The following is a 3986-nucleotide window of genomic DNA, read 5'->3' as shown; positions in this document are numbered from 1 at the left end:
ATGGAAACGGGGACGGGGAAAACCTACGTCTACCTGCGCAGCATCTTCAAGCTGTCTCAGCGCTACGGCTTCCGGAAATTCATCATCGTCGTACCGAGCGTGGCTATCCGCGAGGGGGTGCTGAAGAACATCGAGATCACTGCGGAGCACTTCCGCGCCCTCTTCAACAAACTGCCGTTCGAGCACTTCGTGTACGACGCCAAGAAGGTGAACCGTCTGCGCCAGTTCGCCGTGAGCAACACGCTGCAGATCTGCGTCATCAACATTCAGGCCTTCAACAAGAAGGACGTGGCCGTGATCTACAAGGAGAGCGACCGGCTCTCTGGACGTCAGCCTATCGAGTTCATCCAGGCGGCGCGGCCCATCGTGATCATTGACGAGCCGCAGAGCGTCGAAGGCGGCGAGGAGGGCGCTGAGATGGCAGCGCTGAAGCAACTCAACCCGCTCTGCACCCTGCGCTACTCCGCCACCCACCGCAATCCCTACAACCTGGTATACTGGCTCGATCCGGTGCGGGCCTTCGAACTGAAGCTGGTCAAGCAGATCGTCGTCGCCAGCGCCACAACAGACGGCGGCGCCAACGACGCCTTCGTGCGCGTGGAGCACATTGATTACAAGAAGGGCATCAAGGCCAAGCTGCGCATCCACGTGCAGACAGCGGAGGGGCCGAAAGAGAAGGCGGTCACCGTGAAGAACGGGGCGGACCTGTTCGCGCTCTCCAACGAGCGGGCTTGCTACCAGCAAGGCTTTTCAGTGGCCGAAATCACTGCCGAGCCCGGCAACGAGTTCCTCCGCTTCAACAACGGCCGCGTGCTGCAGCTGGGTGAGGAAACCGGCGGTATGCGCGACGACGTGTGGCGAGCGCAGATCAAGCACACGGTAAAGAGGCATCTGGAAAAAGAACTGCAAGTGCGGGCGCGGGGCATCAAGGTGCTGAGCCTTTTCTTCGTCGACCGCGTTGCCAACTATCGCGACTACGACGAAGCCGGTCAGCCGGTGAAGGGCAAGTTCGCCGAAACCTTCGAGGCGGAACTGGCAGCACCCGCCGTGGACGAACGCTACCGGGAGCTGGACTGGCTCAAGGCGCCCATCGACAAGCTGCACAACGGGTACTTCGCGCAGGACAGGAAGGGGGTACTCAAGGACACCAGGGGCGACACGCAGGCCGATGACGAGGTGTACAACCTCATCATGAAGGAGAAGGAACGGCTCCTGACCCTGGACGAACCGTTGCGCTTCATTTTCAGCCACTCCGCACTGCGTGAGGGGTGGGACAACCCCAACGTCTTCCAGATCTGCACGCTGAACGAGACCCGGAGCGCCGTGAAGAAGCGCCAGGAGATCGGCCGCGGCTTGCGCCTGCCTGTGGACCAGAACGGCCGGCGCGTCTTCGACGAGTCGGTGAACAAGCTCTACGTCATGGCCAACGAGAGCTATGAGGATTTCGCCCGCGCATTGCAGACCGAGTACGAAGAAGACTGCGGCGTAACCTTCGGCAAAGTACCCATTACCGCACTGGCCAAGCTCATCCGCGTGGTGGACGGCGCAGAGCAACCAATCGGTCGCGATGCAGCCGAGGCCATTCGGGTGGCGCTGGTCGGACAAAAGATGCTCGACAGCGACGGCCGCATCCAGCCGGCGTTCGACCCTGGTGCGCATCCTCAAGGAATCGGGTCGACTCGCCGAGTTCTTCAACAACCCGCAGCGCTTCATGGACGCCGTGGCAGCGATCCTCAAACACGAGCTACACCGCCTGCTTGTCGACGGAATCAAATATGAGCCGATCGACGGAGCCGGCGGGGACGCCGAGTGGCAGATGATGCTCTTCAAAAACGAGGAGCTGATCAACTACCTCAACGCGCTGCCGGTCGACCATTCGGTCTACGAATACGTCGTCTACGAGTCGGAGGTGGAACGTGAGTTCGCTCGCCGGCTGGACCAACGCGAGGACATCAAGCTCTTTTTGAAACTACCAGGCTGGTTCGAGATCGACACGCCGGTCGGCAAGTACAACCCCGACTGGGCCATCCTCAAACACGACGGCCAAGCGCTGTATCTGGTGCGCGAGACCAAGGGGACCCGAGATTTCCTGAAGCTTCGAACCAGCGAAGCGGACAAGGTGCGTTGTGGGAAGCGGCACTTTGAAGCGCTCGGCGTACCGTTCGCCGTCGCAGTGACCGCGGATGAGGTGTAGGGCACGCACGAGAGTGCGTGGGTTCCGTACGATCCGAAACGTGGAGCCAAGTACAGCGTGGCCCACCCGACGCAGTTCCTCACGATTGCCAACTTCGAGCTTGCCTTCACCAGCCAACGGGGCCTGAAGGTCAGCCCCTGAAATAAGAGTTAGGTCAAATCGCGATGCGCTCAATCTCGTCGAGACTGACCTGGGTGGTGGTGCGGTCGTAGAGCTTCGTGCTCCGCAGGTCTGCGCCGGAGGGCAAAGGGTCTGACAGCCGGTCTTGGTCTTGATGCCGGCGGCTCTGGCGCGCCAGCGGACCACGCGTCGGGCAGGGTGGTCGGGTCAGAACAGCTCGGCGATATCACGCGCGCCGCGTAACACACGGGCGATCTCGATCCCACGTTTGGCGCGCTGGTAGAAGATTACGTACGGCCCGACCGGAAAGCTCCGAAGCCCAGGCCCCAACTCGTCGCGACGGCGGCCCGCTCCGGGTGCCGTGGCCAGCAGCCGGCAGCGCTTCTCAATGGCATTGGCGAACCGCTCCGCCGCATCGACGCCGCCGTGCTCCGCGCTGTACTCCCAAATCTCGTCAAGGTCCCGGCGTGCGTCAACTGCGAAGCGGATGCGACTCATCTCGCCTTGCGCCGCCGCTCCCGTGCTTTGGCGCGCAGCTCGACAAATACCTGCTCGCCGGGAATACTCTCGCCGCGATCCAGTTGATCCAATCCCTTCTTCACTTCGCGCCGGAGTTCCTTGAGGCGCCCCTGATAGAGCCGGTCCCGCTCTTCCAAGAGGCGTAGACCTTCGTGAATGACCTCGCTGGCGGCGTGATACAGGCCGGTCTTGACCTTGTCGTTGATGAGCTTCTCCAGTTTGGGGCTGAGAGAGACGTTCATAGATCACGGATACTCGTGATGTCAGAGAGTGTCAAAAGCTGGTGAGGCCACAACAGCCCGGAGGAGAACCACTGAATCAGATCCGCTCGATCTCGTCGAGGCTGACTTGGTCGACGGTGCGGTCGTAGAGTTCGGTGGTGCCCGGCGACTCGTGCCCCGCGATTCCCCTTCGGCATGGAGCCTTCGGCGGACGGCGGGTTTCCTCCGGAGCGGAACGAAGCGGATTTCGACCACGCAACCGGGATGTGTCGGATGGCGATAGGCGCAGTGTGAACCGCCGCCGTGATCGCTTCTCCACCGCGAGAAGAAAGGCAATGCGCCAGAACGGATTCGAACCGTCGACCTACGGCTTAGAAGGCCGTTCAAGAAGGCAGCGTAAATCCAGCGAAAATGCGAATCCCTCGCTAAACGACAACACCGCCCGCGCGACAGACCCTCAACCGCTTCCACCCGTTCTCACGCCTTTTCACCGCCGAAGTGGCACCGCAAGTGGCACCTGTGTACACAAACCCCACCACCGGGCTGTTACTTATAACCGCTCTTGCCACAATCCCAGTCTCCCGCGGATCGGCTTTGATCGCCTGCTCCTAAGCGCCACACGCCGCGGCAGGGTAGCCCCCTGGCCGGCGCGCATCGTCGAATACCAACGTGCATGGAACTGTCAGCCTAGACGCTACGGCGCCGGCTATCGGCGGCATGCGAAGTATCAACACGCGACTGATGCCACGGCCCCGGAGGTGCATATCCTCTACGACCCGGTTGACCATCGCCGGCCGATTTTCCGCGTTGCTTTCCTCGCGACGGCAGACATGAGCAAACTGCTCGATCTCAACTCCGTGGCTCGGGTGCTCGCCTTCTTGTCTCACTACGCGCAAACACCTCTCCAATTGTCCGAAGTTGAGCTTACGCTC

The 3986-nt window shown here is 61.5% G+C and carries 4 protein-coding genes and 1 tRNA gene; 2 read left to right on the top strand and 3 right to left on the bottom strand.

The window, feature by feature from the left end:
- Both VF515_17050 and VF515_17045 read left to right on the top strand, forming a co-directional pair.
- A partial coding sequence (locus VF515_17050) for a DEAD/DEAH box helicase family protein (protein HEX7409339.1) occupies nucleotides 1–1779 on the top strand: 1779 nt, incomplete at its 5' end.
- Entirely contained in the window at nucleotides 1712–2194 is a 483-nt protein-coding gene (locus VF515_17045) for a hypothetical protein (protein ID HEX7409338.1), read from the top strand. The genes VF515_17050 and VF515_17045, both read left to right, overlap by 68 nt.
- Nucleotides 2195–2521: 327 nt before the next feature.
- On the opposite strand, the gene VF515_17040 is transcribed toward VF515_17045, so the two are convergent.
- The 3 genes from VF515_17040 to VF515_17030 all read right to left on the bottom strand — a co-directional run bounded on the left by VF515_17040 (nucleotide 2522) and on the right by VF515_17030 (nucleotide 3496).
- Nucleotides 2522–2812 carry a type II toxin-antitoxin system RelE/ParE family toxin gene (locus tag VF515_17040; GenBank protein ID HEX7409337.1) on the bottom strand — a complete coding sequence of 97 codons (291 nt, stop codon included), beginning with the start codon at nucleotides 2810–2812 and terminating at the stop codon, nucleotides 2522–2524.
- Nucleotides 2809–3075: a type II toxin-antitoxin system ParD family antitoxin gene (locus tag VF515_17035; protein HEX7409336.1), complete on the bottom strand. Its 267-nt coding sequence runs from the start codon at nucleotides 3073–3075 to the stop codon at nucleotides 2809–2811. Before VF515_17035 ends, VF515_17040 begins: the two co-directional genes overlap by 4 nt.
- 315 nt (nucleotides 3076–3390) lie before the next feature.
- Nucleotides 3391–3496: transfer RNA gene (locus tag VF515_17030), tRNA-Ser, on the bottom strand.
- Nucleotides 3497–3986 lie beyond the last annotated feature (490 nt).

Source organism: Candidatus Binatia bacterium (assembly GCA_036382395.1).
GTDB lineage: Bacteria > Desulfobacterota > Binatia > HRBIN30 > HRBIN30 > JAGDMS01.
This window is presented reverse-complemented; position numbering and strand designations above follow the sequence as displayed.

Coding starts and splice junctions, on each gene's coding strand:
- VF515_17045 (HEX7409338.1), top strand. CDS start 1,712: ATGGACGCCGTGGCAGCGATCCTCAAACACGAGCTACACCGCCTGCTT.
- VF515_17040 (HEX7409337.1), bottom strand. CDS start 2,812: ATGAGTCGCATCCGCTTCGCAGTTGACGCACGCCGGGACCTTGACGAG.
- VF515_17035 (HEX7409336.1), bottom strand. CDS start 3,075: ATGAACGTCTCTCTCAGCCCCAAACTGGAGAAGCTCATCAACGACAAG.